At 71.9% G+C, this 25,165-nt stretch carries 24 protein-coding genes; 12 read left to right on the forward strand and 12 right to left on the reverse strand.

The window, feature by feature from the left end:
- Window positions 1–3: 3 nt before the first annotated feature.
- Together WDW90_RS01225 and WDW90_RS01230 are read right to left on the reverse strand one after the other, a co-directional pair.
- Complete coding sequence (locus WDW90_RS01225) at window positions 4–216, reverse strand: hypothetical protein (protein ID WP_336485424.1); 213 nt, start codon at window positions 214–216, stop codon at window positions 4–6.
- A 199-nt stretch (window positions 217–415) separates the two neighbouring features.
- Entirely contained in the window at window positions 416–1,333 is a 918-nt protein-coding gene (locus WDW90_RS01230) for a c-type cytochrome (protein ID WP_336485425.1), read from the reverse strand.
- 336 nt (window positions 1,334–1,669) lie between these two features.
- Here WDW90_RS01230 and WDW90_RS01235 point away from each other — a divergent pair, with 336 nt between their 5' ends.
- Together WDW90_RS01235 and WDW90_RS01240 are read left to right on the forward strand one after the other, a co-directional pair.
- The gene (locus tag WDW90_RS01235) at window positions 1,670–2,413 is read left to right on the forward strand and encodes a 3-deoxy-manno-octulosonate cytidylyltransferase (protein ID WP_336485426.1); all 744 of its coding nucleotides are present in this window, start codon (window positions 1,670–1,672) and stop codon (window positions 2,411–2,413) included.
- A gap of 6 nt (window positions 2,414–2,419) precedes the next feature.
- On the forward strand, window positions 2,420–3,277 hold the full coding sequence (locus WDW90_RS01240) for a prephenate dehydratase (protein ID WP_336485427.1): 858 nt from the start codon (window positions 2,420–2,422) through the stop codon (window positions 3,275–3,277).
- A gap of 14 nt (window positions 3,278–3,291) precedes the next feature.
- Here WDW90_RS01240 and WDW90_RS01245 read toward each other — a convergent pair whose 3' ends face one another.
- Window positions 3,292–4,017 (reverse strand): fused DSP-PTPase phosphatase/NAD kinase-like protein, encoded by a 726-nt coding sequence (locus tag WDW90_RS01245; protein WP_336485428.1) that lies wholly within the window; start codon window positions 4,015–4,017, stop codon window positions 3,292–3,294.
- Window positions 4,018–4,300: 283 nt separating this feature from the next.
- On the opposite strand from WDW90_RS01245, the gene WDW90_RS01250 reads away from it, so the two are divergent.
- Together WDW90_RS01250 and ppa are read left to right on the forward strand one after the other, a co-directional pair.
- Window positions 4,301–4,810: a GNAT family N-acetyltransferase gene (locus WDW90_RS01250; RefSeq protein WP_336485429.1), complete on the forward strand. Its 510-nt coding sequence runs from the start codon at window positions 4,301–4,303 to the stop codon at window positions 4,808–4,810.
- 131 nt (window positions 4,811–4,941) lie between these two features.
- Window positions 4,942–5,481: an inorganic diphosphatase gene (gene ppa, locus WDW90_RS01255; RefSeq protein ID WP_336485430.1), complete on the forward strand. Its 540-nt coding sequence runs from the start codon at window positions 4,942–4,944 to the stop codon at window positions 5,479–5,481.
- A 22-nt stretch (window positions 5,482–5,503) separates the two neighbouring features.
- On the opposite strand, the gene WDW90_RS01260 is transcribed toward ppa, so the two are convergent.
- From WDW90_RS01260 to WDW90_RS01275, 4 genes are all read right to left on the reverse strand, one after another.
- Window positions 5,504–7,204 carry a methyl-accepting chemotaxis protein gene (locus tag WDW90_RS01260; RefSeq protein WP_336485431.1) on the reverse strand — a complete coding sequence of 567 codons (1,701 nt, stop codon included), beginning with the start codon at window positions 7,202–7,204 and terminating at the stop codon, window positions 5,504–5,506.
- A gap of 118 nt (window positions 7,205–7,322) precedes the next feature.
- Window positions 7,323–8,384 (reverse strand): MBL fold metallo-hydrolase, encoded by a 1,062-nt coding sequence (locus WDW90_RS01265; protein ID WP_336485432.1) that lies wholly within the window; start codon window positions 8,382–8,384, stop codon window positions 7,323–7,325.
- Between the two features lie 401 nt (window positions 8,385–8,785).
- Window positions 8,786–9,814 (reverse strand): aromatic ring-hydroxylating oxygenase subunit alpha, encoded by a 1,029-nt coding sequence (locus tag WDW90_RS01270; protein WP_336485506.1) that lies wholly within the window; start codon window positions 9,812–9,814, stop codon window positions 8,786–8,788.
- A gap of 442 nt (window positions 9,815–10,256) precedes the next feature.
- On the reverse strand, window positions 10,257–10,688 hold the full coding sequence (locus WDW90_RS01275) for a flagellar biosynthesis protein FlhF (protein ID WP_336485433.1): 432 nt from the start codon (window positions 10,686–10,688) through the stop codon (window positions 10,257–10,259).
- A 293-nt stretch (window positions 10,689–10,981) separates the two neighbouring features.
- Here WDW90_RS01275 and WDW90_RS01280 point away from each other — a divergent pair, with 293 nt between their 5' ends.
- The 4 genes from WDW90_RS01280 (at window position 10,982) to rimM (ending at window position 13,994) form a co-directional block, all read left to right on the forward strand.
- Window positions 10,982–11,233: a glutathione S-transferase gene (locus tag WDW90_RS01280; protein WP_336485434.1), complete on the forward strand. Its 252-nt coding sequence runs from the start codon at window positions 10,982–10,984 to the stop codon at window positions 11,231–11,233.
- A 25-nt stretch (window positions 11,234–11,258) separates the two neighbouring features.
- Window positions 11,259–12,821 (forward strand): signal recognition particle protein, encoded by a 1,563-nt coding sequence (gene ffh / locus WDW90_RS01285; RefSeq protein ID WP_336485435.1) that lies wholly within the window; start codon window positions 11,259–11,261, stop codon window positions 12,819–12,821.
- A gap of 97 nt (window positions 12,822–12,918) precedes the next feature.
- The gene (gene rpsP / locus WDW90_RS01290) at window positions 12,919–13,281 is read left to right on the forward strand and encodes a 30S ribosomal protein S16 (protein ID WP_336485436.1); all 363 of its coding nucleotides are present in this window, start codon (window positions 12,919–12,921) and stop codon (window positions 13,279–13,281) included.
- An 11-nt stretch (window positions 13,282–13,292) separates the two neighbouring features.
- Window positions 13,293–13,994, forward strand: a complete 702-nt coding sequence (gene rimM, locus WDW90_RS01295; RefSeq protein WP_336485437.1) for a ribosome maturation factor RimM — start codon at window positions 13,293–13,295, stop codon at window positions 13,992–13,994.
- 25 nt (window positions 13,995–14,019) lie between these two features.
- Here rimM and WDW90_RS01300 read toward each other — a convergent pair whose 3' ends face one another.
- Window positions 14,020–14,763 (reverse strand): methyltransferase domain-containing protein, encoded by a 744-nt coding sequence (locus WDW90_RS01300; protein ID WP_336485438.1) that lies wholly within the window; start codon window positions 14,761–14,763, stop codon window positions 14,020–14,022.
- A gap of 179 nt (window positions 14,764–14,942) precedes the next feature.
- Here WDW90_RS01300 and trmD point away from each other — a divergent pair, with 179 nt between their 5' ends.
- The 3 genes from trmD (at window position 14,943) to serA (ending at window position 18,813) form a co-directional block, all read left to right on the forward strand.
- The gene (gene trmD, locus WDW90_RS01305) at window positions 14,943–15,692 is read left to right on the forward strand and encodes a tRNA (guanosine(37)-N1)-methyltransferase TrmD (RefSeq protein WP_336485439.1); all 750 of its coding nucleotides are present in this window, start codon (window positions 14,943–14,945) and stop codon (window positions 15,690–15,692) included.
- A gap of 137 nt (window positions 15,693–15,829) precedes the next feature.
- The gene (locus WDW90_RS01310; RefSeq protein WP_336485440.1) at window positions 15,830–16,999 is read left to right on the forward strand and encodes a phosphoserine transaminase; all 1,170 of its coding nucleotides are present in this window, start codon (window positions 15,830–15,832) and stop codon (window positions 16,997–16,999) included.
- A gap of 221 nt (window positions 17,000–17,220) precedes the next feature.
- Complete coding sequence (gene serA, locus WDW90_RS01315) at window positions 17,221–18,813, forward strand: phosphoglycerate dehydrogenase (RefSeq protein WP_336485441.1); 1,593 nt, start codon at window positions 17,221–17,223, stop codon at window positions 18,811–18,813.
- A 397-nt stretch (window positions 18,814–19,210) separates the two neighbouring features.
- On the opposite strand, the gene WDW90_RS01320 is transcribed toward serA, so the two are convergent.
- From WDW90_RS01320 to tesB, 4 genes are all read right to left on the reverse strand, one after another.
- Window positions 19,211–20,185: a TorF family putative porin gene (locus WDW90_RS01320; protein WP_336485442.1), complete on the reverse strand. Its 975-nt coding sequence runs from the start codon at window positions 20,183–20,185 to the stop codon at window positions 19,211–19,213.
- Between the two features lie 280 nt (window positions 20,186–20,465).
- Window positions 20,466–21,977 (reverse strand): ammonium transporter, encoded by a 1,512-nt coding sequence (locus tag WDW90_RS01325; protein ID WP_336485443.1) that lies wholly within the window; start codon window positions 21,975–21,977, stop codon window positions 20,466–20,468.
- Between the two features lie 94 nt (window positions 21,978–22,071).
- Window positions 22,072–22,410, reverse strand: coding sequence for a P-II family nitrogen regulator (locus tag WDW90_RS01330; RefSeq protein ID WP_336485444.1), 339 nt, complete (start codon window positions 22,408–22,410; stop codon window positions 22,072–22,074).
- 312 nt (window positions 22,411–22,722) lie between these two features.
- Window positions 22,723–23,592: an acyl-CoA thioesterase II gene (gene tesB / locus WDW90_RS01335; RefSeq protein WP_336485445.1), complete on the reverse strand. Its 870-nt coding sequence runs from the start codon at window positions 23,590–23,592 to the stop codon at window positions 22,723–22,725.
- 195 nt (window positions 23,593–23,787) lie between these two features.
- Here tesB and WDW90_RS01340 point away from each other — a divergent pair, with 195 nt between their 5' ends.
- Window positions 23,788–25,098: an FAD-dependent monooxygenase gene (locus WDW90_RS01340; protein WP_336485507.1), complete on the forward strand. Its 1,311-nt coding sequence runs from the start codon at window positions 23,788–23,790 to the stop codon at window positions 25,096–25,098.
- Window positions 25,099–25,165 lie beyond the last annotated feature (67 nt).

Consider the following 25,165-nt stretch of genomic DNA (forward strand, 5'->3'; position numbering starts at 1 on the left):
CCCTCAGGATCGCGGCCGCGGCCGCGGCACCGGCTCGGTATCGATGCGACGCAGCAGCCTCAGCGAGGCCTCGATGCGCGCGCGGCTGGTGTCGAGCGCCAGCCGGGTCAGGGCGAGGCAGCGATCCGTGCGCGCCTGGAAGGCCAGATCGATCCGGGGCGGGTGCTCAAGCTTGCGCATCCGGTAGATCTGCCGCCGCCTCGGCGGAGCGCGCATTCACTTGGATCAAGGGCTTGCACTTGGATCAACCGCTTGCACTTGGATCAACCGCTTGCACTTGGATCAACCGCTTGCATCGCCCTTCCGGATCGAGCCTGCGCGAGACCCGGCATCGCGCCGCGCAGGCCGGCGCCCGGCCCACGAAAAGGCCGGGCGTCGGCCCGGCCTCGAAGGAATGTCCCCCGGACAGTGCGGCCTATTGCTGGGCCGGCTTCTCGGAGGCGTTGCCCGAATCCTTGCCGACCTCGAGGTCCTTCGCCTTCTGCTCGGCGGCCGGATCGGCCTTGGCGGGCGCCTCCTTGGGATCGACCCCGGCCGGCGCGCCCGGCGCGGTCTTGGCGGTCGAGTCCGGCGTCGGGCCGCTCGCCTCCGGCGCCTGCTGGGGGGCGACCTCGTTGTGGCCCTCGACGCTGCCGGCCGGCTTCGGCCCGACGGGCGTGGCCGCGCCGGTATCGGCGGGCTTGGCCGGGCTGTCCTTGCCCTCGGAGGGCTTGCCGGTCGCGGGCGTCGCGGCGGTCGGCTTGCCGTCCTGGGGCTTGGCCTCGGCGGGCTTGCCTTCCGCGGGCTTGGCCTCGGCCTCCTCGGCGGCCGGGAGCGGCTTCGGGCTGTCCGAGAGGGTGTGCAGGTAGGCGATGACGTTGGCGCGCTCCTGCGGCGAGGCGATGCCCGCGAAGGCCATCTTGGTGCCCTTCACGTAGCCCTTGGGGCTTTCCAGGAAGTGGTCGAGGTCCTCGTAGGTCCAGGCGCCGCCCTTCTCCTTCATGCCGGCGGAGTAGTCGAAGCTGGGCTCGTGGCCCTTCTGGCGCTCGACCACGTCCCAGAGATGGGGCCCGACCTTGTTGGGGCCGCCCTTCTCGAAGCTGTGGCACGACTGGCAAGCCTTGGTGCCGGCCTGGCCCTTCTCGACATTGGCGCTCGCGAGGCGGACCGCGATGGGCTCGGCCTTGGCGGCGGCCGGGGCGCCGGGCGCCTCCTTCGGCTCGGGCAATTCGTAGCCGGCATTGCCGGCCGGCTTCGGATGATAGATCAGCTCGGCGACGAATCCCGATCCCAGGGCGAACAGCAAGGTCCCGAGCACCGCACCGGCAACCTTGTTAAACTCGAACGAGTCCATTCTCGACAACTCCGGCGCGCATGGCGAGGGGCGGCCCCGGCAGCGCAGAACAGCGACCGGCGGAGCGAAGCGCCGGACCTTTGAAATGTTCGAGGGTGCCTTAGCCGCTCTGCCCCGATCTTGACAATGGCGACAGGGCGTTCCCGTAGTCGCAGAGCACCCCTGTTGAAACCCGTCGCGGAGGCCGCCGGGCGGCGCGCCGCCGCGGGCCCGCCGCCGCGAACCCGCCATGACAACGCGCGCGGCGCCTGCTAAGCACCCGGCCCGCGAGACCTTGCCCGGCACCCGAGTTAATCCGGCACCCATGTCCCACCGGCGCCCATGTCCCTCCGGCCCATGTCCGATCCCCTCGTCCTGATCCCCGCGCGCCTCGCCGCGACGCGCCTGCCGAGCAAGCCGCTCGCTGACATCGCGGGCGAGCCCATGATCGTGCATGTCTGGCGCCGCGCCATCGAGGCCGGCATCGGCCCGGTGGTGGTGGCGACCGACACGCGGGCGATCGCCGAGGCCGTCGAGGCGGTCGGCGGCACCGCGGTGATGACCCGGCCCGACCATCCCTCGGGCTCCGACCGCCTCGCCGAGGCCCTGGAGATCGTCGACCCCGAAGGTCACCACGACGTCGTGGTCAACCTGCAGGGCGACCTGCCGACGATCGATCCCCGGGCCATCGGCGCCGCCGTGACGCCGCTCGCCGACCGCGGCGTCGACATCGCCACGCTCTGCGCGGTGATCACCCGGGCCGAGGAGATCAGCGATCCGAACGTGGTCAAGCTCGTGGGCCACCCCGTCGGCCCGCAGCGGCTGCGCGCCCTCTACTTCACCCGGGCGCAGGCGCCCTGGGGGGAGGGGCCCCTGTTCCACCATATCGGCCTCTACGCCTATCGCCGCGCGGCGCTCGCGCGCTTCATGGCGCTGCCGCCCGGCACGCTCGAGACCCGCGAGAAGCTGGAGCAGCTGCGCGCGCTCGAGGCCGGGATGCGCATCGACGCGACCATCGTCGACGACCTGCCGCTCGGCGTCGACACCCCCGCAGACCTCGAACGCGCCCGCGCCGCCCTGTCGGCGCGCCGCCTGAACTGATCCGCGATGACGAACCGCACCATCTCCTACCAGGGCGAGCCCGGCGCCAACTCGCACATCCTCTGCGCGCAGGCCTATCCGGACTGGACGCCGCTCGCCTGCCCGACCTTCGAGGACGCCTTCGCGGCGGTGACGGAGGGCCGCGCGGCGCTCGCCATGATCCCGATCGAGAACTCGGTCGCGGGCCGCGTCGCCGACATCCACCACCTGATCCCGACCTCGGCGCTGCACATCGTGGCCGAGCACTTCCTGCCGATCCACTTCCAGCTCATGGCGCTGCCGGGCGCGGCCCAGGAGGGCCTCAGGAGCGTGCACAGCCACGTCCACGCGCTCGGCCAGTGCCGCCGCGTCATCCGGCGCCTCGGCCTCAAGGCGGTTGTGGCGGGCGACACGGCGGGCGCGGCCCGCGAGGTGGCGGAAGCCGGCGACCCGACCCGCGCGGCGCTGGCGCCGGCCCTCGCCGCCGAGGTCTACGGCCTCGACATCCTGGCGCGCGACGTCGAGGACGAGGCCCACAACACCACGCGCTTCGTGGTGTTCTCGCCCGATCCCGAACCCGCCTCGCCGGGGGAGGGCGCGATGGTCACGAGCTTCATCTTCCGGGTGCGCAACATCCCGGCTGCCCTCTACAAGGCGCTCGGGGGCTTCGCCACGAACGGCGTCAACATGTCGAAGCTCGAGAGCTACATGCTCGAGGGACAGTTCACCGCGACCCAGTTCTACGCCGAGGTCGACGGCCATCCGGAGGATCCGCCGCTCGCCCGGGCGCTCGACGAGCTGCGCTACTTCTCCCGCGAGTGCAAGATCATCGGCACCTACCCGGCCCACCCGTTCCGCGAGGCGGCGCGGCTCGCCGCGGAATAGGGCAGGGGCCGCCGCTACTCCCGCCGGATCACCCGGTCCACCACGAGGTCCGACCAGAAGCCCGGGCGGAAGTCGCGCCTGAGCGCCTCCGCGTCGTAGTCCGTCTCGACCCAGGTCAGGAAGTCGAGCCCCTTCGGCTCGCCCTCGCGCAGGTAGAGCGCGAAGAAGGCGTCGAGGATGCCGGTCTTGGCGAAGCGGAAATGGCCGTAGCGCGCCGAGAGCTGGCGCGCCGCCTCGGCGACCGGACGGTTCTCGTGGAGGATCAGGTAGAGGGCGGCGGCGAGCCCGGCCCGGTCCGCCCCGGACTTGCAGTGCATCACGGCCGGATACTCGACGCCCGCGAAGAAGTCGCGGGCGGACAGGATCGTCTCCCGGGACGGCGCCTCGCGCGAGCGCAGGACGAACTCGACGAGCCGGAGCCCGTGGCGCTCGCAGGCCTCCCGCTGCAGCGGCCAGGAGCCGTGCTCGCGCCCGCCGCGCAGCGAGATGATGGTGCGGACCCCGTCGCGGCGGAAGCGCGCGAGGTCGCGCGGGCTCGGCTGGGCCGAGCGCCAGAGCTCGCCCGCGCCGACCCGGTGGCGGTTCAGGTAGGCGAGGCGAAAGACGCCGTGATCGACGAGCAGCATGTTCGCCCACGCCATCAGGCGCGCGCGCGAGCCCACGATCGGCCTCTCGAAGCGGGCGATCCGCGCCATGCGGCGGGCGTACCGGGTCTCGGGCTTGAGGAAGCGGTTGAACACGGGCGCGGCGGGCTCGGGTCTCGGGAAGGCTCTCGGGGGCGAAGAGTGTCGGGCGCGAAGGCTGTCGGGCTGCCGGCAGGCTCTAACAGCCCCGCCGCGGCCGGGCAATTCGCGGCCCTCCGGCCGGGCGGCACCGCACTTGCCTGTTCCGATTGCCGAAGTCCGATTGCCTCGCCCGATTGCCATGTCTTTGCCGGCATCGGGGCCGAACCTGACGGGCAAGGTGCGGGTTACCTGACCGGCAACGACGCGGGACGCCTCGAACAGCAAGGAATCCGGGCTCATGAGCACGCGCAGCACCACCAGCATCCGCCGGGCCCGCGATTCCGACGCGGCGGCGCTCTCGGGGGTGTTCGACGCGGCCTGGCGCGAGGCCTATCGCGGCGTCATCCCGGGCGTCGCCCTGGAGCGGCTGATCGCCCAGCGGGACGGGCGCTGGTGGCGCGGGGCCCTGCGGCGGGGACGGCCGATCGCGGTGGTCGAGACGGCCGGCACGGTGGTCGGCTACGCGGCCTACGGCCGGGCGCGCAGCAACCTCCTCAAGGCCGAGGGCGAGATCGACGAGCTCTACCTGCTGCCGGAATACCAGGGGATCGGTCTCGGGCGCCGCCTGTTCCGGGCTGTGCGCAACGACCTCGCCGATCACGGGCTGACCCGGCTCGGCGTCTGGACGCTGGAAGAGAACGCGCGGGCCGCGGGCTTCTACGAGAGCCTCGGCGGCCTGGCCGGGCCGCGCACCCTCGACCGGGTGGCGGGCGTGCCGCTCGCCAAGGTCGGCTACCGCTTCGGCTGAGAGCGCCTGCCGCGACGATTTCCCGCAAACGTCGCGGCGCTGCGCCCGGCCTGATTTTCTTTGTCGGGCAACGGCTCTAAGAGACCGGCAGAACGGGGCCGTCAGCTCCGGTATCCGGGAGACCAGCAGCCATGCGCATCGACGCCATCTCGATCGGCAAGAACCCGCCGCACGACGTCAACGTGATCATCGAGGTTCCGCTCGGCGGCGAGCCGATCAAGTACGAGATGGACAAGGAGGCCGGCGCCCTCGTGGTCGACCGCTTCCTCTACACCTCGATGGTCTATCCCGGCAATTACGGCTTCATCCCCCACACCCTCTCGGGCGACGGGGACCCCTGCGACGTGCTCGTGGCCAATACCCGGGCCATCGCGCCCGGCGCCGTCATGAGCGTGCGACCCGTGGGCGTCCTGGTGATGGAGGACAATGCCGGCGAGGACGAGAAGATCATCGCGGTGCCCTCGCGCAACCTCACCATGCGCTACGACCGGATCGAGAACTACACGGACCTGCCCGACATCACGCTCAGCCAGATCCAGCACTTCTTCGAGCACTACAAGGACCTCGAGCCCGGCAAGTGGGTCAAGGTCGTGCGCTGGGGCGACAAGGCCGAGGCGCACCGCCTGATCCTCGAGGGCGTCGAGCGCGCCAAGGGCGGGCCGGCCGCCTAGAGCGCGCTGCGAGACGGACGGATCAGGCCGCGACCGCCTTGAGGAAGCGGCCGATCTCCGCTTCCAGCCCGGCCGCCACCTCCTCGACGGAGGAGGCCGCGCTCTCGACATTGGCGGCCATCTCGACGGTGCGCTGCGCGGCGGCAGCCACCGTGCCGAGGTCGCGCGCGATCGCGACGCTCGTCTGAGCCGTCTCGTTGACGTTGCGTGAGATCTCGTCGGTGGCCGCGCCTTGCGCCGCGACCGCGCCCGAGAGGTCGGCCGTGGTGCTGCTGATCGTGCCCATGCGCCCGGTCATCCGGCCGATCGCCTCGACGGCGACGCCGGTCGCGTTCTGCACGCGGGTGACCTGGGCGGCGATCTCGTCGGTGGCGTTGGCGGTCTGGCTCGCCAGCGCCTTCACCTCCGCGGCGACGACCGCGAAGCCGCGGCCCGCCTCGCCGGCGCGGGCGGCCTCGATCGTGGCGTTGAGCGCCAGCAGGTTCGTCTGCTCGGCCACCGCGCGGATCATGCCGACCACGTCGCCGATGCGCTGGGCCGTGGCCGAGAGGTCGCCGACCTGCGCGTTCATGGCCGCGGCCTCGCCGAAGGCGCCGTCGACCTCGTGCTTCGCCCGGTCGATGCGGCCCTGGATCTCGGCGACCGAGGCGGAGAGCTCGTCCGCCGCGCTCGCCACGGTCTGCACGTTGGCGGAGGTCTCGCGCGAGCCCGCCGAGGCGCCCGCGATCGCCGCCGTGGCCTCGGCCGAGAGCGAGGCCATCGCGGCAGCGCGCCCGCGCATCTCGCCGGTGCGGGCATTGAAGACCGCGATCGAGCGCTGCACCTGGACGCGGAACCGCTCGACCTCGGCGTCGAGGTGCTCGCGGCGCTGCCGCTCGCCCTCGCTCGTCAGGCGCTGGCCGGATTCGAGGCTGCGGGCGTGCCGGCTCGTGTCGCGCAGCGCGCCGAGGGCGCGGGCCACGGCGCCGATCTCGTCGCGGCGCCCCTGCGAGGGGATCGGGCCGTCGAGATCGCCGTCGGCCAGGCGCGTCGTGCGGGCCGCGATCTCGGTGAGAGGCCGGAACAGCCGCAGGCCGATCGGCGCCATCACCAGGCAGGCCAGGATCGCGACGATCAGGCTCGCGGTCGCCATCGTGCCGAGGGTGCCGTGATAGTCGGCATAGTAGCGCTCCAGCGGGATGCCGACGTAGAGGATGCCGTTGACTCGGCCGGCCGCGTCGAAGGTCGGGTGGTAGACGGTCCAGAACGGGCGTCCGAACAGGTCGACGGGCCCCGAATAGGCCTTCCCGGACCGCACCACCGCGTTGGCCGGGCTGTCGGCGGCGAGCACCGTGCCGACCGCGCGCTCGCCGTTCTCCTTCTTCACGTTGGTGATGCGCCGCACGAAGCGGTCGCCGCCCGCCTCGTAGGCGAACACCGTGGCGTTGCCCCCGATATACGAGGTCACGTCGTCCACCACCGAGAGATCGCTCAAGGTCCCGAGATCCGGCGCCGTGACGCGGCCGACGCGGGCGTTCTCGAAGGCGATCCCTGATCCCGGCACCTTCGCGCCGAAGACGAGCGCCAGTGTCCGGATGTGCATCTCGGCCTCGACCCGCTGCTTGGCCTCGATCTGGGACCAGATCTCGCGGCTCGTCACGCCGAGAAGGATGCCGACTGTCAGGATGATCGCCGCACCGGCGAGGAGAATGATCTTTGTCGTCAGGCTGCGCAGGCGGTGCATGGCGGTGCTCGTCGGGCGAAATCTTGATGATTTCGCACGATGAGGCTGGATGCTTTATAGTTCGTTTATGAGACTACCTTGCCCGTAACGATTGCCGTCCGGTGTCGAGCCGGCCGGGCTAGCCCTGCCAGACCTGGCCTGGCCGCAGGGCCAGGAAGCTCTCGGGCGGCCGCCCCGCCGCCGCGAGGGCGGCGGCGAGCGCCTCGGCCGGCCGCTCGGCGCCCTCGTCGGTGAGCCGGAACGTGCCCCAGTGGTGGCCGAGCGCCTGGGGGTTGCCGAGGAGGCGCAGGGCCTCGACGGCGTCCTCCGGGTTCATGTGCTGCGGCTTCATGAACCAGCGCGGCTCGTAGGCGCCGATCGGCAGGGTGGCGAGGCGCGGCGCCCCGAATCGCTCGGCCACCGCGCGGAAGATGGCGCCGTCGCCGAGGCCCGAATCGCCGACATGGTAGTGCAGCCCCCAGGGCGAGGTGATCGCGTAGGCGCACCAGAGCGCCATGCGCCGGTCGTTGAGGCCGCGGGCCGACCAGTGGTTGGCCGGCAGGAGATGCGCGCGGACGCCGCCGCCGAGGTCGACCGAATCGCCCCAGTCCCGCGCCTCGACATGCATGGTCTCGTCGTAGCCGCGCAGGATCGCGTCGTTGCCGAGCGGCGCCACGATCAGGGGCTGGTGCTGCTGCCAGAGCCGCGCGACCGCCGGCCCGTCGAGATGGTCGTAGTGGTTGTGGGTGATCAGCACCGCGTCGATGGGCGGCAGGTCCGCGAAGGCGATGCCGGGCGGGTTCGCGCGCTTCGGCCCGGCGAAGCGCAGCGGGCTCGCGCGCTTGGCGAAGACGGGATCGACCAGGATGTTGCGGCCGGCCACCTGAAACAGGTAGCTCGCGTGCCCGATCAGCACGACCCGCAGGGCGTCGACGCGCTCGGGCGGCTTGTCGGCCGGGAACGGACTGGGCAGGCTCGCCGGCCAGGGCTCGCCGGCCCGGGCGAGCTGCCAGCGGATCACCTCGGTGAGATTCTTGTCGGCGGCCTGGTCGGGGCTGTGGAAGCGCACCCCGTCGAAATGGTCGCTGCTCGGCCCCCGGTAATACGGGTTCGTGGAGCGCCGGTGCGCGGCGTAGCCGACCCCGCCGAGGGTCATCACCGTGGCGGCGCTCACGGCCTTGAGGAGGCTTCGCCGTTTCATCGCGGGTGAGATGGCGGGTCGGACGGCCCCGTCAAGCACCCCGGCCACGGTGCCGCAGGGCGCCGGCCGGCGCGGGATCGCAGGAGGCGCTCACCTCTCCCGTGCGAGCCCGGCGGTTGACGGATCCATGCCGGCGAAGAACGGACCGCCACCGGATCGGGCGCCTCCCACCGCTCCCGTTCGGGAGAGGTCGAGTCCGCGGAACGCGGACCGGGTGAGGGGTGCGACGCATCCGGAGAGGTCGCGCCCCTCACCCTGTCCCTCTCCCGCACGGGAGAGGGGACCCGCGCCCGGGTGAGAAGCGCTACTGGCCCGGCACCCACGTGATCGTGCGGACCGCCGAGCCCGCACGGCAGGGAGCGCCTCGCGGGCTCGGCGTCGATGAACCTGCGCGGCCGCCCTCACGAGCGCCAGCGCAGTTCCTGCGGCTGCAGCGGGTTTCGGAAGGGCCGGCCCTCGCGGGCGGCCTGCAGGGCCTCGCGCTTCAGGCGGAAATACCATTGCGAGGGCAGGTCGCTCTGCCCGAACAGCACCATGGTGGGCTTGCGGTCGAGGCCCTTCTGGGCGTGCTGCAGCACCTGCTGGTCCTGGGTCAGGAACTGGCGCATCAGCGGCCGGGCCAGCGGCTTCAGGAGGTTGAGCGCCGGCATGCTCCAGTAGAGCGCGTTCGTCAGCAGGGTGCGGTCGTGGCTCATCGGCGTCGCGAAGGTGTAGTTCGCCACCCGCCGCGCCCCCGCCCGGATCCGCTCCAGCCGCACGCCCGGCAGCCGGAACTCGATCTCGACCTCCGGCGCGCCGCCGAGCAGGCGGTAGACCGGGGAACTCTTCGTGGTGGCGTGGCTCGTCATGGTGAAGCCGTGCGGCGTCGGCGCGAAGCGCTTCACCTTCTCGCGCAGCTCCTTCGAGGGCCGGAACCACCAGGAATCGTGCACGAAGGCGACGTGGCCGGGATCGACGAGGCTCAAGGTGGTGAGGTCGAAGGAGGCCTCCACCTCGAGCGCCACCACGAGGCAGCCGGCCGGCTCGAAGTCGAGGGCGGGCAGCGCCGGCGGCTCGGCGCCGCCCCGCGGCCCGAGATGCGGGTTCACCCAGGCGAAGCCCGCGCTCTCAAGCACGGGAAAACGCTGGACGGCGATGCGGGAGAAGTCGGCTGCATCGGCGGAGGAGAGGGTCGGCACGTCCCGGCAACGCCCGTCGGTGCCGAAGCGCCAGCCGTGGAACGGGCAGGTCAGCGCCGCGCCGTCGAATCGGCCCTTCGAGAGGGCCATGCCCCGGTGCGGGCAGCGGTCGCGCAAGGCGAAGAGCGCGCCCGCCGCGTCGCGCCCCACCACCATCTGCTCGCCGTCGAGCTCGACCGCCCGCAAGGCGTTGCCCGCGAAGTCCGTGGCTCGCCCGACGCAGTACCACGCGTCGGCGAGCGGCCGGCGCATGGCATCAGGATCGAGGACGTCCTCGTCCGCGGAGGCCGGATCGCGCCGGCTCGGCAGGGGGGCGTGGGACACGGGCGGTTCGGGTCGCTGGATCTCGGCCGCCGGTGCGGCGGGCCCGCTCTCATACGCCGGGGCGCCGGCGCTTGCCAGGGCGGGCGGCCGCGCCAGCGGCGAGAGGGCGCAGGCCGGGGCCTTTTCATCCTCGGTGCGGATCCCTACTTTCGGGCTCCCAGCAACAAGCGAAAGGAGGTGATCCAGTGTCTCATTGTCATCAGCCGCGGTCGTCGGCTCACCGGACCTGGACCGTCGCCTCCGGCGCTTTCGTCTAAGCGCTCAGGCAGGCGAGACAGTTTCGGCCGGACCGCGGTTCGGCAATGGAAGGGCCGCCCCATGGGGCGGCCCTTCGGCGTTTCCGGGCTCTCTCGCGGGCGCCCGCCCCGCCTCAGCGCTTCTGGAACAGGGGCTGGGCCAGGGCCTCGGCGCGGGCCTGCCAGAGGTCGCGCTCCTCGCGGATCGCCTGAAGCTCGCTCATCTCGTCCTGCACGTGCCTGCGCAGCTCGCGGATCTCCTGGGCCAGCATCGCCTGCAGCTCGGCGTAGCGGTCGGTCTCCAGGCGGAGCTTGGCCTTGAGCATCAGGTTCTCGGCCATCAGCTCCGAGAGGTCCTCGGACTCGGCGCCGTCGAGCGCGGCCCCGGCGGATGGGACCGCGCGCTGCGTCCAGGCCGGCTCGGGCACGCGGGCCGGCTCGGAGCGCGGCGGGACCTTCTCGGCGGGCGCCTGCGCCTTCATGGCGGCGAGCCAGTCGCGCAGGGGGCCGGGCGTCGGGCGGCTCGCCGTCTCGTGCGGCGGGAAGTGGCGGGCGGGTTCCGACATCGACGGGCGTCCTTGCGATCTCGGGACCGATCGGACCAAAATAGGCTTAACGAAGGGTAAACCTTAACGAAGTTTCCCAGTGCCGCGCCGGGAATTGCCGTGCCGGGAATTTGACATTTCCGGCGCCGGCGCCTAAGGCCCGCCCTCCCAATCCGACGCATCGACGTCAACCCGAAAGCCGCCCGGCCCCGCGAGGCCGGAGGCCAACGCCCGACAGCGCGTTCGCGCCCTCGGGCGTGCTCGGCGTTGGAATCGAGCCCGCGGCCGGGTGGTCCGCCCGTCTGAGAGGCGCCATGACGAACGAACGCGAGGTCCCGTTGCGCATCGAGAACGAACGCGAGGTCCCGTTGCGCATCGAGGATGCCGTGAACGACGCCTGCCCCTGGTCGGGCAAGCCGATCGCGGCGGATTCGCTGACGCTCTACAACGGCGCGGTGGTGGGCTTCTGCAATCCCGACTGCCGCGACAAGTTCGCCCGCGCGGTGCAGAGCTTCGAGAACGCGCTCCAGGCCCGCCGGGTCGAGCGGGCGGGCCTCCACCAGTGACGCGCAGCCACGGAATCGCCTGACCATGTTCGAAGGCCTGTCCGACCGCCTCTCCGGCATCCTCTCGGGGCTGACGCGCCGCGGCGCGCTGACCGAGGCCGACGTCACGGCCGCGATGCGCGAGGTGCGCCGCGCGCTGCTCGAGGCCGACGTGGCGCTCGAGGTGGTGCGGGGCTTCACCGACCGGGTGCGCGAGAAGGCGGTGGGCGCCACCGTCCTCAAGTCGATCACCCCCGGCCAGATGGTCGTCAAGATCGTCAACGACGAGCTCGTGGCGATGCTGGGCGATCAGGCCGAGGTGATCGACCTCAACGCGCCGGCGCCCGTCGCCGTCCTGATGGTCGGCCTGCAGGGCTCGGGCAAGACGACCACCACCGCCAAGATCGCCCGCCGCCTCTCCGAGCGCGAGCGCCGGCGGGTGCTGCTGGCCTCCCTCGACACCCGCCGCCCGGCCGCCATGGAGCAGCTCGCGGTGCTGGCGGCCCAAGTCGAGGTCGAGAGCCTGCCGATCGTGGCCGGCCAGTCGGCGGTGCAGATCGCCCGGCGCGCCATGGATGCGGCCCGCCTCGGCGGCTTCGACGTGGTGATGCTCGACACGGCCGGCCGCACCACGATCGACGAGGCGCTGATGGCCGAGGCCGCCGAGGTGAAAGCGGCGACGAGGCCCCACGAGGTGCTCCTCGTCGCCGACGCCCTCACCGGCCAGGACGCCGTCAACACCGCCCGCGCCTTCGATCAGCGCCTCGGCGTCACCGGCATCGTGCTGACCCGCATGGACGGCGATTCGCGCGGCGGCGCCGCGCTCTCGATGCGCGCGGTGACCGGCAAGCCGATCAAGCTCGTCGGCACCGGCGAGAAGGTCGAAGCGCTGGAGGAGTTCCACCCGGCGCGGGTCGCCAACCGCATCCTCGGCATGGGCGACATCGTCTCGCTCGTCGAGAAGGCGGCGGAGACGATCGACGCCGAGCAGGCGATGCGCACCGCCGAGAAGATGCGCAAGGGCAAGTTCGACCTCGAGGACTTGTCGATGCAGCTCGGCCAGATGGAGAAGATGGGCGGGATCGGCGGCCTGATGGGCATGCTGCCCGGCATGGGCCAGATCAAGAAGCAGGTCGAGGGCGCCAACCTCGACGAGAAGATGTTCCGGCGCCAGCGCGCCATCATCTCCTCGATGACGCCGCAGGAGCGCAAGACCCCCGACCTCCTCAAGAACTCGCGCAAGAAGCGCATCGCGGCGGGCGCGGGCGTGAAGGTCGAGGAGATCAACAAGCTCCTCAAGATGCACCGGACCATGGCCGACATGATGAAGGCGATGGGCTCGGGCAAGCGCGGCATCGGGCAGGCGCTCGGCTCCATGTTCGGGCTCGGCGGCGGGGGCATGCCCGGCGGCATGCCGCAGATGCCGCCCGGCATGCCCGAGCCGACTCCGGAGCAGATCGCGCAGATCGAGAAGCAGTTCGGCGGCAAGCTGCCGCCGATGCCGCCCGGGATGGGCGGCGGAAAGATGCCGGGCCTTCCGGGGCTCGGCGGGCCGAAGATGCCGGGCCTGCCCGGCCTCGGCGGGTTCCCGTTCGGGAAGAAGAAGTAGGCAACGAGCGCGTCGTGAGCAGCGAATAGCCGATAGTGGCTCCTTTCTCTTCGCTGCTCGCTGCTCGCTTACAAGAAGCACAATCAGGAGTTACTAGATGTCCCTCAAGATCCGTCTCACCCGCGGCGGCGCCAAGAGGCGCCCCTACTACCGCATCGTCGTCGCCGATGCCCGCGCGCCGCGCGACGGCCGCTTCATCGAGAAGGTCGGCGCCTACGATCCCATGAAGGCCAAGGACGATCCGGCCCGCGTGCAGCTCGAGACCGACAAGATCCAGGCCTGGCTCGCCAAGGGCGCGCAGCCGACCGACCGCGTCCTGCGCTTCCTCGACGCCGCCGGCCTCGCCAAGCGCCCGGCCCGCAACAACCCGCAGAAGGCCGAGCCCGGCGAGAAGGCCAAGGAGCGTGCCGCCAAGCGCGCCGAGGCGGCCGCCGCCCCGGCCGAGGACGCCGCCGCCTAAGGCGCCGGGCGATGGCGCGCCGTCCCGGCGGACATCCACCCCGCGGGGAGGGCGCGCGTCGCGCGAGGCCGCCGCGCCTCGCGGCCGCGGCCGAGACCTCGCCCCGGCCCCGAGCCGCCGAGGCGGGGCCCGCTCCCGCGACGCCCGCACCCGCGCCGCCCGATCCCGGCCTCGTCCTCTTGGGCGAGTTCGGCCGGGCGCACGGGCTCAACGGCGAGATTCGCCTGAAATCCTACACGGCCGATCCTGCGGGAATCGCGACCTACGGGCCGCTCCGCACCGCCGACGGCCGCCGCATCGAGATCGTGAGCGCCCGCCCGGCGCCCGGCCCCGCGCCGGACATCCTCGTCGCGCGCGTGAAGGGCGTCTCGGACCGCAGCGCGGCGGAGGCGCTGAACCGCACCGGCCTCTACGTTCCGCGCGAGACGCTCGGGCAGGCCGAGGACGAGGACGAGTTCTTCACGGCCGACCTCGTCGGACTCGCCGTCGTCGATACGGGCGGAAAGCCGCTCGGCACCGTGGTCTCGGTCCCGAATTACGGCGGCGGCGACCTCCTGGAGATCCGCCCCGAGGCGGGAGGCCCGACCGCGCTCCTGCCCTTCACCAAGGCGTTCGTGCCGGGGCTCGATGTTCCCGGCGGCCGCGTCACCGTCGATCCGCCGGACGACCTCTTCGCCCCGGCCGCCCCGAAGCCGCCGGACGAGCCGGCCTGAGGCGCCGGCGCTCCCGGTCCATCGCCTACTTCGCGCCCCGGCTCGCCTCGTCCGAGCAGGGCCGGATCGTGCGCGGGTCGGGCCGCCGGTCCGGGGCCGGGGCCTCGAAGATCGCCAGGTAGCCGACGCCGCCCTCCAGCACCGTGTAGCCGGTCTCGCGGTAGCCCGCGGCGGCGAGCTCGCAGCGCAGGAGCGCCGGCGGCGTGCCGTGGCGCGCGGGGATGTCGTCGGAATCCACGATCCCGACCCGGCCGCCGGGCTTCATGGCGGCCGCGAGGTTGTGCAGGAGCCCGTAGGGCTGGCCGATCTCGTGGTACATGTGCACGAGGAGCGCGGCATCGACGGAAGCCGGCTCGAGGCGCGGGTCGTGCGGCTCGCCCCGCACCACCGCGATGTTCGCGAGCCCGGCCCGGCGCACCCGCCGCGACAGGCCGGCGAGGTAGCGCGGGATCACGTCCTCCGCGAGGACGCGGCCCTCGGGCCCGACCGCCCCGGCGAGGCGCAGCGCGTAGTAGCCGCTGCCGGCCCCGATATCGGCGACGGTCTCGCCCGGCCGGATGCCCATGAGCCGGACCACCTGCCCGAACTCGTCGGCCCTCTCGCGCTCCTTCTCGAGCGCCCACTGCGCCGCCACGATCTCGGCCACCGGCCGGTCCGGTTTCGGGAAGGCGGAGGCCGGGGCGCCCGCCGGCCCGAGCGGCTCGGCGGCAGGCGCGGGCCCCGTCAATGCGAGGATGACGAGCAGGACGGGCGGGCTCGTGCGCGGCATGGCGTGTCCCGGAACTGTTCACGGCCGTGGGCGACCCCTTCCGCCGTGCGGGGAGGCTTGCGGAGCGGAGAGATGCCCGGCGGAGAATAGAGGGCTCGCCGGGCCCGGGAAGGCGGCTCCCTGTCCCGGCCGCGCCCCGGCCATTGACCCCCGGAGGCCGGCCGCGCCATGACCCTGCCATGGAATCCGACGCGAACGCCCGGCCCGCCCCCTGGCGGGCCACCGTGCTGACCCTCTACCCGGAGATGTTCCCCGGCCCGCTCGGCGTCTCGCTGTCGGGCGACGCGCTGGCGCGGGGCGCCTGGGCCATCGAGGCCCGCAACATCCGCGCGCACGGGATCGGCCGGCACCGCAGCGTCGACGACACCCCGGCCGGCGGCGGCGCCGGGATGGTGCTGCGCTGCGACGTGCTGGCCGCTGCCATCGACGCCGCCGCGGGCCCCGGGGATCCGCGCCCGCGCCTGCTGATGTCGCCGCGCGGGCGCCCGCTCGCCCAGGCCCGGGTGCGCGCGCTCGCCTCCGGGCCCGGCCTCGTGATCGTCTGCGGCCGGTTCGAGGGCGTCGACGAGCGCGTCATCGCGGCCCGCGGGCTCGAGGAGGTCTCGGTCGGCGACTACGTCCTGTCGGGGGGCGAGATCGCGGCCATGGTGCTGGTCGATGCCTGCGTGCGCCTGCTGCCGGGCGTGATGGGCAAGGCGGCGTCCGGCGTCGAGGAGAGCTTCGAGGGCGACCGGCTCGAATACCCGCACTACACGCGGCCCCGCGCGTGGGAGGGCCGGGCGATCCCCGACGTCCTCACCGGCGGCAACCACGCGGCCATCGCCCGCTGGCGCGAGGCCGAGGCGCTCCACCTGACGCGGGAGCGTCGCCCCGATCTTCTCGGAATGCCCGATCCTCCCACAATGAACGTGAGGTCGGATACAGACTAGACGCCGGATCGTGACAGGCGCGGCACGGTGCGTGACTTTAGCTGTCCGGCATCTTGCTTTCGCGATCGACTTCGCTCATGCCCGTCGGCGGGACACTCCTCCCCAACGAGGAGCGCCCATCTGTAAGGATGGATCAGATGATGAACCGGCCCAACACGCGCCCGCGCGTGCCCTCTTTCTCGTCCGGACCCTGCGCCAAGCGCCCCGGCTGGCGCCTCGATGCCCTCTCGGACGCCGCGCTCGGCCGCTCGCACCGCTCCCCCCTCGGCAAGGGCAAGCTCAAGGAAGCCATCGACCTGACGCGCAGGGTCCTGCGCGTGCCGGCCGATTACCGCATCGGCATCGTGCCGGGCTCCGATACCGGCGCCGTCGAGATGGCCATGTGGACGATGCTGGGCCCGAAGACCGTCGAGGTCGCGGCCTGGGAAGCCTTCGGATCCGAGTGGGTCACGGACGCGCTGAAGGAGCTGAAGATCAGCCCCGTCGTGCACCGGACGCCCTACGGCGTGCTGCCGGACCTCGCGAGGATCGACACCAGGCGCAACGACGTCATCTTCACCTGGAACGGCACGGCCGCCGGCGTGAAGGTGCCGAACGGCGACTGGATCGCGGCCGACCGCGAGGGGATCACGATCTGCGACGCCACCTCGGCGGCCTTCGCGCAGCCGCTGCCTTTCGACAAGCTCGATGTCGTCACCTTCTCCTGGCAGAAGGTGATGGGCGGCGAGGCCGCGCACGGCATCCTGATCCTGTCGCCCCGCGCGGTCGCCCGCATCGAGAGCCACACGCCGGCCTGGCCGGTCCCGAAGGTGTTCCGCCTCGCCAAGGACGGCAAGCTCATCGAGGGCATCTTCAAGGGCGACACCATCAACACGCCCTCGATGCTGGCGGTCGAGGATTACCTCGACGCCCTGCGCTGGGCCGAATCGATCGGCGGCCTCGACGCGCTGCACGCGCGCGCCGACGCCAATGCCGCGGTGATCCGCGACTGGGTGGCGCGCACGCCCTGGATCGGCCACCTCGCGGCGGACCCCTCCACCATCTCGAACACGGGCGTCTGCCTCGTGATCGCGGATCCTGACGTGCTCGCCCGCGGCGACGCGGCGGTGGCGACGATCGCCCGGGACATCGTCGAGATCCTGGAGCGGGAGGGCGTCGCCCTCGACATCGGCGCCTACCGGGACGCCCCCGCGGGGCTTCGCATCTGGTGCGGCGGCACCGTGGAGCGGGCCGACCTCGAGGCGCTCACCCCCTGGCTCGACTGGGCCTTCGCCGAGGCCAAGGCGAAGCTCGCCAAGGCCGCGTAGGGCCCGCCCCCGCGCCGCGCCCCACCTCTCCCGTGCGGGAGAGGTCGAGTCCGCGGAACGCGGACCGGGTGAGGGGTTTGCCGTCCCCGGACAGGTCGCACCCCTCACCCCAACCCTCTCCCGAACGGGAGAGGGCGTGCGCCGCGCCGTCCGCGCCCTTCGAGATTGCCCCGGCCGGCCCGCCCGGCCGCTCCCCCATCGTTCCAGAGCAGGAGGCACGCATGCCCGCTCCCAAGGTGCTCATCTCCGACGCGCTGTCGGAGGCCGCGATCCAGATCTTCCGCGATCGCGGCATCGACGTCGATTTCCGTCCCGAACTCGGCAAGGACAAGGAAGCGCTCGCCGCCGTCATCGGCCGGTATGACGGGCTCGCCATCCGCTCCGCCACCAAGGTGACGCCGAAGGTCCTGGCCGAGGCGAGCCGGCTGCGCGTCGTCGGGCGCGCCGGCATCGGCGTCGACAACGTCGACGTGGCCGCGGCGACCGCCAGGGGCGTGATCGTGATGAACACGCCCTTCGGCAATTCCATCACCACCGCCGAGCACGCCGTCGCGCTGATGTTCGCGCTGGCCCGCCAGATCCCGCAGGCCGACGCCTCGACGCAGGCCGGCCGGTGGGAGAAGAACCGCTTCATGGGCGTCGAGCTGACCGGCAAGACGCTCGGCGTCATCGGCTGCGGCAATATCGGGGCGATCGTGGCCGACCGGGCCATCGGCCTGAAGCTGAAGGTCGTGGCCTACGATCCATTCCTGTCGCCCGAGCGCGCCCGCGAGATCGGCGTCGAGAAGGTCGAGCTCGACGGGCTGCTGGCGCGGGCCGACATCATCACGCTGCACGTGCCGATGACGGACAAGACCCGCAACATCCTGTCGGCCGAGGCACTCGCCCGGACGAAGCGCGGCGTGCGCATCGTCAACTGCGCCCGCGGCGGCCTGGTGGACGAGGCGGCCTTGCGCGCCGCCCTCGATACCGGCCACGTCGCGGGCGCGGCCTTCGACGTGTTCGTGGAGGAGCCCGCGACGGAGAACCCGCTCTTCGGCCATCCGAACGTGATCTGCACGCCCCATCTCGGCGCCTCGACCAACGAGGCGCAGGAGAACGTGGCGCTGCAGGTGGCCGAGCAGATGTCGGACTACCTCCTCAGCGGCGCCATCACCAACGCCATCAACTTCCCGTCGATATCCGCCGAGGAGGCGCCGCGCCTGAAGCCCTTCGTGTCGCTCGCCGACAAGCTCGGCTCGTTCCTCGGCCAGCTCACCGACGCGCCGATCAAGGGCATCCGCATCACCTACGAGGGCGAGGTGGCGGGCATGAACACCCGCGCGCTGACCTCGGCGGCGGTCACCGGCGTGCTGCGCCCGTTCCTCGCCGAGATCAACATGGTCTCGGCCCCGGCCATCGCCCGCGAGCGGGGCATCGTCATCGACGAGATCAAGCGCGAAGGGGGCGAGGGCGACTTCGAATCGGTCGTGCGGATCACCGTCGAGGCCGAGGACATGCCGCGCGACGCCGCCGGCACGGTCTTCCACGACGGCAAGCCGCGCGTCATCGAGATCCGCAGCATCGACATCGACGCGGCCTTCGCGCCGCACATGCTCTACGTGCGCAACCACGACAAGCCGGGCTTCATCGGCCGCTTCGGCAGCCTGCTCGGCGAGGCCGGCGTCAACATCGCGACGTTCAACCTCGGCCGCGAGCATGAGGGCGGCAACGCCATCGCCTTCGTGGCCGTCGACGGCCCGGTCTCGCCGGAGGTGCTCGCCCAGATCGAGGCGATCCCGCAGGTCAAGCGCGTGCGCGCGGTGAGCTTCTGACGCGCGCCAGCCCCCGGTCGGGGCTCGGGCGTCCGCACGTCGGTGCCAGTGCAAGGCTCAACGCCATGGCATCGGACTCCTCTCACCTCTCCCGTGCGGGAGAGGTCGAGTCGGCGAAAGCCGACCGGGTGAGGGGTGCGACGCATCCGGGGAGGGCGCACCCCTCACCCTGTCCCTCTCCCGGACGGGAGAGGAGACCCGCGCCCGGCCTTGCGAACCATCGAGCCCCGCACCGACGTCCTCGTGGATGCCGGCAGAGTCAGCGCGCCGCCCCACCTCTCCCGTGCGGGAGAGGTGAGCGGGGCCGAAGCCCGCGCAAGAGCCCGAGCGTCGCCGCAAAGGAAAGGAGCCCCGGATCGCTCCGGGGCTCCCGCGTCGGTCCAGGCCCTGCGGCGGCCTACTTGAAGATGTTCAGGAAGCCGCCGGGCTCGGCGTAGACGCCGGGGGTGGTGGTCGAGGCCTGCCAGCGGATCGAGCCGATGATGGCGTCGCCGCACCAGCCGGAGCGGCCGTCGAAGTAGCCGCGGAAGTCGCCCGTCAGCGCGAAGCACTGGCGCGGGTTCAGGTCCGTGGCGTGGAAGCGCAGATCGAGGAGCAGGTTCTTGTAGGTGTAGGACAGGCCGACATTGCCGTAATTGTAGCTCGGCAGGTTGAAGGCCGCGAAGTTGTTGGGTCCGCCGATGAAGCCCGTGACCGAGGTCTTGGCCGCGCCCAGGAAGTAGTGGCCGCCCTCGCCGGAGATCGAGAAGCCGCCCGCATAGGCTTCCGGCAGGAACGAGAACCAGGTCGCCGGCAGCGTGTAGGCGAGGGTGCCCGAGGTGTAGGTGCCGTTCGTGTGCTGGCCGAGATAGTTCGGCGCGTAGAACACGTTGGCGCCGATCGCGAGCTCGGGCGTCGCCTGGTAGAGCGCCTTGGCGGCATACTCGATGAAGTCGGTGTTGGCGGTGGTCAGCAGCGTGAAGCCGGGGCCGAACAGGCGCTGCTCGTTCGGGTAGAAGTAGTAGATCACGCCGAGGTCGAGGGTCAGCTTGTCGAAAGTCGGCCGGATGCCGGCGACGAGATCGAACTCGAAGTCGGGCCGGGTCGGCAGGCGGGTCTGCCAGGTGTAGAAGCCCGCATACGCGAAGTTGTTGAAGAACTGCGCCTCGAAGAAAGTCTGGTAGCTGCCCTGGCGGTTCGACTGCGAGACGCCGCGGAAGTTATAGTCCGAGGCGTACTGCGTGTAGAACGAGAAGCCGATCATCGGATCGGGCGCCTTCACCTCCGGCGGCAGCACCTTCGGCGGCGGCATGTCGGCGGCCTCGACCTGTCCGAGACAGAGGAACGTGGCGAGAGACGCCGCGGCGCCCTGCAGGAACAGCTTCGAATTCATGGAGATCAGCCCCTTTTTGTATTGAGCAAAAGGTGCCGAAATCACCCGTGCAGAGCAAAACCAAGTTTCGAGCATTTGCCCAGTTTTTGGGCAAATCCGGATGCGCGGATACGTTGCCACCGCCGTGTTGCAGTGCCGCCACATTGTGGCCTTGCTGTTCGGTCGGCGGCGCGGGACTCGGACGGTCCCGCGCCGCGAATCGAAAAGGGCCCCGGCTCATCCGAACCGGGGCCCTCGCCGGCGCTGCCCGGATGGGCCGCGCCGCTCCGCGTGACGGGGATCAGTAGTTGTAGGCGCGCTCGCCGTGATCGGCGATGTCGAGGCCCTCGCGCTCCTCCTCCTGCGTCACCCGCAGGCCGATCGTCAGGTCGACGAGCTTGTAGAGGATCGCCGAGCCGACGCCTGAGAAGAGCAGGGTGACGCCGACGGCCTTGGCCTGGGTGATCAGCTGGGCCGTCATGTCGTAGGCGCCGACCACGAGCTCGCCGGGCTTCGTCGTGTAGTCGGGAATGCCGACGCCGCCGAGGTCGGGGCTCACCAGGATACCGGTGGCGAGCGCGCCCAGGATGCCGCCGATGCAGTGCACGCCGAACACGTCGAGGCTGTCGTCGTACCCGATCGCGTTCTTCACGGTCGAGCACATCACGAAGCAGACCGCGCCGGCCACCAGGCCGAGGACGATCGAGCCCATCGGCCCGGCGAAGCCCGAGGCCGGGGTGACGGCGACGAGGCCGGCGATCGCGCCCGACAGCATGCCGAGCAGCGACGGCTTGCCCTTGAGCGCCCACTCGACGAACAGCCAGGACACGGCCGCCGCGGCGGTGGCCACGAAGGTGTTGATCATGGCAAGCGCCGTCGTGCCGTTCGCCTCGAGGTTCGAGCCGGCGTTGAAGCCGAACCAGCCGACCCAGAGCAGCGAGGCGCCGATGGCGGTCATGGTCAGCGAGTGGGGGGCGAGCAGGTCGCGGCCGTAGCCGATACGCTTGCCCATCATCAGGCAGCCGACGAAGCCCGCGATGCCCGCGTTGATGTGCACGACGGTGCCGCCCGCGAAGTCGAGCGCGCCCCACTTGAACATCATGCCGGCATCGGCGTTCACGGCGTCGAGGGCGTCCTGCGCCGCCTTCTTGGCGGCGTCGTCGGTGGCCGCCGCGAGCGCCTTGGCGGCGTTGCCGACCGCGTCCGGGCCGCCCCAGTACCAGACCATGTGGGCCATCGGGAAGTAGATCAGCGTGACCCAGAGGATCATGAACACGACGAGCGCCGAGAACTTCATCCGCTCGGCGAAGGCGCCGACGATGAGGGCCGGGGTGATCATCGCGAAGGTCATCTGGAAGCAGATGTAGGCGTATTCGGGGATCACGACGCCGTTCGAGAAGGTGGCGGCGGTCGAGTTCGGGTCGACCCCCTTCAGGAAGGCCTTCGAGAAGCCGCCGACGAAGTCGTTGAGGCCGCCGCCGTTGGTGAAGGCGAGGCTGTAGCCGTAGAACACCCAGATCAGGCACACGATGCAGGCGATGGCGAAGACCTGCGTCAGCACCGAGAGCATGTTCTTGGTGCGGACCAGGCCGCCGTAGAACAGGGCGAGGCCCGGCACCGTCATCAGCAGCACGAGGGCGCTCGCGACGAGCATCCAGGCGGTGTCGCCCTTGTTGGGCAGGGGGGTGGCGGTGGCGACGGTCGGAGCGGTCGCCGCCTCCGGCGTCGGAGTCTGCGCCAGGGACGGCTCGACGAGGAGGAGGGCGAGCGCCGCCCCTCCCAGGCCGAGCGCGAGGACGTTGCGAAGTTTCATGGACACGATGCTCCTGATCGCGATGCGATTTGCGTGGTCGGCGAAAGGTCTGGCAGGGCCGGGGCGGCTCCCGCGGCCCGGGCTCCGGGCGGCCTCAGAGGGCGTCGGCGTCGGTCTCGCCGGTGCGGATGCGGACGGCCCGCTCGAGCGGCATCACGAAGATCTTGCCGTCGCCGATCTGGCCGGTCCGGGCGGCGCCCGCGATGGCGTCGATCACGCTGCTCGCGAGGTCGGCCGCGACCGCCACCTCGATCTTGAGCTTCGGCAGGAAGCTCACGGCGTACTCGGCGCCGCGGTAGATCTCGGTATGGCCCTTCTGGCGGCCGTAGCCCTTCACCTCGGTCACAGTCAGGCCGTGCACGCCGATGCCGGTCAAGGCGTCGCGCACCTCCTCCAGCTTGAACGGCTTGATGATGGCCATCACGATTTTCATGGGCGGCGCCCCCTTGCGAATTGGGACCCGGCGGCCGGAGCCGTCTTGATCGCGACGTCTCGGCCCGGGATGCACGCGGGGGTCGGGATGACCCCGCGTTCGCCGCCCTTCATTCAAGGACTATGCCAGGGCGGGGCCGATACGGAACCTTCGGCACAAAGGCGAATCTGCTCACGAAATGCGCGCAGTCTGACGCTTCCGCAGGCTCGCAGCCGCCGCGGATTGATCGCATGATAGGCAAATCGCCCAATCCGTCATCGAAATCCGGTCAATCCGGCTGGTTTCGTGCGGTTCGGGCCGGATCGTCGCGGGCTAGCGTTCGGCCGAGCGGGGCCGGATCAGCCCCTCCTGCGCGGTCGAGGCGACGAGGTCGCCCGCACGGTTGAAGATCTGGCCGCGGGCGAAGCCGCGGGCGCCGGCGGCGTTGGGGCTGTCCTGGGCGTAGAGCAGCCAGTCGTCGGCCCGGAACGGGCGGTGGAACCAGAGGGCGTGGTCGAGGCTCGCCGACTGGATCTCGGGGTCGAACACGGTGCGCCCGTGCGCGATCAGGGTCGCGTCGAGCAGCGTCATGTCGGAGGCGTAGGCGAGCACCGCCTGGTGGATCGCCGGGTCGTCCGGCAGCCGCGAGGCCGCTCGGAACCAGACCTGGCAGCGCGGCTCGCGCGGCTCGCGGGTGAGGTAGCGCTTGATCGAGGCGGGCCTGAGCTCGATCGGCCGCTCGCGGGCGAAGTAGGCGGCGACCGCCTGCGGGATGCCGGCGCCCCCCGCGGCGATCAGCGCGCGGGTGTCGGGCAGGCTCTCGGGATCGGGCGCGGCGGGCATCGGCGCCTGGTGGGCGTGGCCCTCCTCGGCATCCTGGTAGGAGATCGAGGTGGCGAAGATCGCCCGCCCGTGCTGGATCGCCTTGACGCGCCGGGTGGTGAAGCTGCGCCCGTCGCGGATGCGCTCCACCTCGTAGACGATCGGCACCTTCGGGTCGCCGCCGAGCAGGAAGTAGGCGTGCAGCGAGTGCGGCGGGCGGCTGCTCGGCACCGTCCGGGTCGCGGCGACGAGCGCCTGCGCCACCACCTGCCCGCCGAACACGCGCGGCCAGCCCATCTGCGGGCTGACGCCCCGGAACAGGTCGACCTCGAGGCGCTCGAGGTCGAGGATGTCGAGAAGTTCGGCGACGATACCGGTCATGGGCTCAGGATTTCTCCGAAAGGGCCACCCGCATCGCGCCCCGCCCGGCCCGCGGATGCTGCGGCTGCCATAGCAGGCTTCCCGCGCGTTGCCACGCGCCCCGGCAGGCCTTTCGCGGGTCGCCACGCCCACCGGCAGCCCTTGACGGGTCGCCGCGCGCTGGCCTCGGGCGCGGCGGCGTCCTATCCTGGCGGCATGGAGACGCGAACGAACGGGCCCGCTTCGCGCCCGAGCCGCAGCCTCGTGGTGGCGGGCGCCGGGATCCCGGGCCTGGCGCTGGCGCTGGCGCTGAAGCAGGCGCACGGGCCGGCGCTCGACGTCACGGTCTGCGATCCCGGCCTGCCGCTCGGCGGGGCCCGCCAGCGCGGCCGCGCCTACGCCGTGGCGGCGGGCGGGCGGCACCTGTTCGAGCGCCTCGGCATCTGGGCGCGCATCGCCTCCGCCGTGCAGCCGATCACCGACATGGTGGTGAGCGACAGCCGCCTCGCCGACCCGATCCGCCCCGTCTTCCTCACCTTCGCGCAGGAGGAGGAGGAGGCCGGGCAGGGCAAGGGGCAGGGCGCGGCGGAGGATGGTCCCTTCGCCCACATGGTCGAGGCCGAACCCCTCCTCGACGCGCTGATCGCGGCGGCCCGGGAGGCCGGCATCACCCTCGAGGCGGCGGGCGTGGCGCGCGCCGTGCCGGAGCGGGGGACGATCCGGGCGCGGCTCACCGACGGGCGCAGGCTCGCAGCCGCCCTCGTCGTCGCGTCGGACGGGGCGAATTCGCGCCTGCGCGAGGCGGCCCGGATCGGCTGGGTCGGCTGGACCTACCCGCAATCGGGAATCGTGGCGACGATCGCGCACGCGCGCGACCATGGGGGCCGCGCCTACGAGCACTTCCTGCCGAGCGGCCCCTTCGCGATCCTGCCGCTCGCGCGGCGGGACCGGCCCGGCGGGAGCCTCGGCCACCGCTCCTCGATCGTCTGGACGGAGCGCAGCGCCGACGTGGCGACGCTCCTCGGCGGCGGCCCCGACGAGGTGCTGGCCGAGATCGAGCGCCGCTTCTCGCCGGATCTCGGCGAGATCGCGCTCGAATCCGGCCCGAGCGCCCATCCGCTCGCCTTCGGCATGGCCCGCGCCTTCCGGGCCGAGCGCCTGGCGCTCCTCGGGGATGCCGCCCATGTCATCCACCCGCTCGCCGGCCAGGGCCTCAACCTCGGCCTCACCAGCGCGGCCGTCCTGGCGGAGGCGGTGACCGAGGCCCTGCGCCTCGGCATGGACCCGGGCGGCGAGGACGTGCTGCGGCGCTACGAGCGGGCGCGCCGCTTCGACACGCTCGCGATGGCCGCGACCACCGACGGCCTCAACCGCCTGTTCTCGAACGACGTGCTGCCGGTGCGCCTCGCCCGCGACCTCGGCCTCGGCCTCGTCGACCGGATGCCCGGGCTCAAGCGCTTCTTCATCGGCGAGGCGGCGGGTTTTCGCGGGAGCCGGCCGCGGCTGATGCGGGGCGAGGCACTGTAGGGCGGGACGGCCGGGAGCGCGAAGTCGCGGCGGGCCTGCCCGCGCAGGATCGGGCGCACATCACCTC

It is taken from the genome of Methylobacterium nigriterrae, from assembly GCF_037106235.1.
GTDB lineage: Bacteria > Pseudomonadota > Alphaproteobacteria > Rhizobiales > Beijerinckiaceae > Methylobacterium > Methylobacterium nigriterrae.

Excerpts from the sequence above, each read along its gene's own strand:
- WDW90_RS01260 (WP_336485431.1), bottom strand. The coding sequence starts at position 7,204 with ATGCACCGCCTGCGCAGCCTGACGACAAAGATCATTCTCCTCGCCGGT.
- WDW90_RS01265 (WP_336485432.1), bottom strand. The coding sequence starts at position 8,384 with ATGAAACGGCGAAGCCTCCTCAAGGCCGTGAGCGCCGCCACGGTGATG.
- trmD (WP_336485439.1), top strand. The coding sequence starts at position 14,943 with ATGGAATCCGACGCGAACGCCCGGCCCGCCCCCTGGCGGGCCACCGTG.
- WDW90_RS01330 (WP_336485444.1), bottom strand. The coding sequence starts at position 22,410 with ATGAAAATCGTGATGGCCATCATCAAGCCGTTCAAGCTGGAGGAGGTG.
- tesB (WP_336485445.1), bottom strand. The coding sequence starts at position 23,592 with ATGACCGGTATCGTCGCCGAACTTCTCGACATCCTCGACCTCGAGCGC.
- WDW90_RS01230 (WP_336485425.1), bottom strand. The coding sequence starts at position 1,333 with ATGGACTCGTTCGAGTTTAACAAGGTTGCCGGTGCGGTGCTCGGGACC.
- ffh (WP_336485435.1), top strand. The coding sequence starts at position 11,259 with ATGTTCGAAGGCCTGTCCGACCGCCTCTCCGGCATCCTCTCGGGGCTG.
- ppa (WP_336485430.1), top strand. The coding sequence starts at position 4,942 with ATGCGCATCGACGCCATCTCGATCGGCAAGAACCCGCCGCACGACGTC.
- WDW90_RS01320 (WP_336485442.1), bottom strand. The coding sequence starts at position 20,185 with ATGAATTCGAAGCTGTTCCTGCAGGGCGCCGCGGCGTCTCTCGCCACG.
- serA (WP_336485441.1), top strand. The coding sequence starts at position 17,221 with ATGCCCGCTCCCAAGGTGCTCATCTCCGACGCGCTGTCGGAGGCCGCG.
- WDW90_RS01235 (WP_336485426.1), top strand. The coding sequence starts at position 1,670 with ATGTCCGATCCCCTCGTCCTGATCCCCGCGCGCCTCGCCGCGACGCGC.
- WDW90_RS01225 (WP_336485424.1), bottom strand. The coding sequence starts at position 216 with ATGCGCGCTCCGCCGAGGCGGCGGCAGATCTACCGGATGCGCAAGCTT.
- rimM (WP_336485437.1), top strand. The coding sequence starts at position 13,293 with ATGGCGCGCCGTCCCGGCGGACATCCACCCCGCGGGGAGGGCGCGCGT.
- WDW90_RS01250 (WP_336485429.1), top strand. The coding sequence starts at position 4,301 with ATGAGCACGCGCAGCACCACCAGCATCCGCCGGGCCCGCGATTCCGAC.
- WDW90_RS01325 (WP_336485443.1), bottom strand. The coding sequence starts at position 21,977 with ATGAAACTTCGCAACGTCCTCGCGCTCGGCCTGGGAGGGGCGGCGCTC.
- WDW90_RS01270 (WP_336485506.1), bottom strand. The coding sequence starts at position 9,814 with ATGCGCCGGCCGCTCGCCGACGCGTGGTACTGCGTCGGGCGAGCCACG.
- WDW90_RS01310 (WP_336485440.1), top strand. The coding sequence starts at position 15,830 with ATGATGAACCGGCCCAACACGCGCCCGCGCGTGCCCTCTTTCTCGTCC.
- rpsP (WP_336485436.1), top strand. The coding sequence starts at position 12,919 with ATGTCCCTCAAGATCCGTCTCACCCGCGGCGGCGCCAAGAGGCGCCCC.
- WDW90_RS01275 (WP_336485433.1), bottom strand. The coding sequence starts at position 10,688 with ATGTCGGAACCCGCCCGCCACTTCCCGCCGCACGAGACGGCGAGCCGC.
- WDW90_RS01240 (WP_336485427.1), top strand. The coding sequence starts at position 2,420 with ATGACGAACCGCACCATCTCCTACCAGGGCGAGCCCGGCGCCAACTCG.
- WDW90_RS01300 (WP_336485438.1), bottom strand. The coding sequence starts at position 14,763 with ATGCCGCGCACGAGCCCGCCCGTCCTGCTCGTCATCCTCGCATTGACG.
- WDW90_RS01340 (WP_336485507.1), top strand. The coding sequence starts at position 23,788 with ATGGAGACGCGAACGAACGGGCCCGCTTCGCGCCCGAGCCGCAGCCTC.
- WDW90_RS01280 (WP_336485434.1), top strand. The coding sequence starts at position 10,982 with ATGACGAACGAACGCGAGGTCCCGTTGCGCATCGAGAACGAACGCGAG.